The sequence below is a fragment of the Nonomuraea sp. NPDC049028 genome (assembly GCF_043197735.1).
Lineage (GTDB): Bacteria > Actinomycetota > Actinomycetes > Streptosporangiales > Streptosporangiaceae > Nonomuraea.
In genome coordinates this window covers 1-1,456 of sequence record NZ_JBICTR010000043.1, presented here as the reverse complement: position 1 = coordinate 1,456, position 1,456 = coordinate 1, and the positions used below count along the sequence as shown (strand labels likewise).

Annotated in this window: 2 protein-coding genes; both read left to right on the top strand. The window is 65.7% G+C overall.

From position 1 onward, the window contains the following. Positions 1 to 104 precede the first annotated feature (104 nt). Positions 105 to 935, top strand: a complete 831-nt coding sequence (locus ACGFJ2_RS59305) for an IS5 family transposase (RefSeq protein WP_393484317.1) — start codon at positions 105 to 107, stop codon at positions 933 to 935. Continuing rightward, positions 932 to 1,375, top strand: a complete 444-nt coding sequence (locus tag ACGFJ2_RS59300) for a hypothetical protein (RefSeq protein ID WP_393484314.1) — start codon at positions 932 to 934, stop codon at positions 1,373 to 1,375. The genes ACGFJ2_RS59305 and ACGFJ2_RS59300 overlap by 4 nt, the downstream gene beginning before the upstream one ends. Positions 1,376 to 1,456: the final 81 nt, after the last annotated feature.

Sequence of the window (1,456 nt, the reverse complement as noted above, 5' to 3'; positions counted from 1 at the left end):
TCAGAGTGCGTTACGCGAGCCTCTGTCCTTGATGTCGCAGTGTGATCATATGGATTTGTAGCGTTACTGTCGGTTGGCGGGTCCAGATGTGCTGGGATGGCGCGGTGACCGAGCGCAAGCCCTACCCAAGCGACTTAACCGACGCGCAGTGGGCGTTGATCGAGCCCGTGCTCACGGCATGGAAGGCCGCCCATCCGTCGGTCAGCGGCCACGAGGGCAATTACGAGCTGCGTGAGATCGTGAACGCGATCCGCTACCAGGGACGAACCGGTGTCCAATGGGACTTTCTCCCCCACGATCTGCCGCCCAAGGGCGCGACGTACTACTACTTCGGCAAGTGGCGCGACGACGGCACCGACAAGACGATCCACGACCTGCTGCGCTGGCATCTGCGCGAGAAGAAGAAGCGATTAGCCGACCCGAGCCTGGTCGTGCTGGACACCCAGAGTGTCCACGTCGCGGCCGGGGTCCCCGCCTCCACCACCGGAAAGGACGCCGCCAAACGGGTACCCGGCAGGAAACGAGGCCTGGCCGTAGACGTTCTTGGGCTGATCATCGCGGTCGTCGTGCTCGCGGCCTCCGCTCATGAGAATGTCGCCGGGATCGCCCTGCTGGACCGGGCCGCCGCCGTCACCGAGGGCACCGTGACCAAGGCGCTGGCCGACCAGGGGTTCAAGAACGCGGTCGTCGCACATGGAGCCAACCTGGGAATTGAGGTGGACATCGTCGAACGCAACCCTGCCGACAAAGGGTTCGTCCCCCAGCCGACACGATGGGTCGTCGAGCAGACGTACGGGATCTTGATGTTCCACCGACGTCTGGTCCGCGACTACGAACACCGCCCCTCCAGCTCCGAATCACGGGTGTACTGGGCGATGACGGACGTGATGACCCGGCGCCTGACCCGTGCGGCCCCGTCCTGGCGGTGGACATGACCAGCCGCGACGCCCGCCCGCCCAATCCCGGGACCTGGCTCCTGGACCGACTCGACGCCCGTGAGCAGGCTTTGACCTGCCAGATCGAGCAGACCCAGGCCGAGATAGACACCCTGACCGCGCGGCTAGGCGAACTCAGCGAGCAGGTCGAGCACCTGCGGATCAGCCGCAAGACCCTCATCTCCCTCTCCGAAGAAGGCCCCACCCCGGCCAAGCCAGACACGCCGCCCGCCGGCTTCGATCATCCTGCCTACCAGCAGATCCTCACCGTCTTCGCCCAGACCGGCGGATCTCTGCGCGCCCGCGACCTGGCCCTGGCCATGGACCTGCCCCTGACGCCCAACGACATCCAAAACGTCCGCGCCAAGCTCAAACGCCTGGCCAGCCGCGGCATCCTCGTCGAGACCGAGCCCGGCTTGTTCACCCAGCCGCGCCCGTAGGCCGAACGGTGAATCGCCGACCCGCAGAACTCATCCAACCGCAACGATGAAAGGGGCATCAGCTCGCGTAACGCACTCTCA

Coding starts and splice junctions, on each gene's coding strand:
- ACGFJ2_RS59300 (WP_393484314.1), top strand. CDS start 932: ATGACCAGCCGCGACGCCCGCCCGCCCAATCCCGGGACCTGGCTCCTG.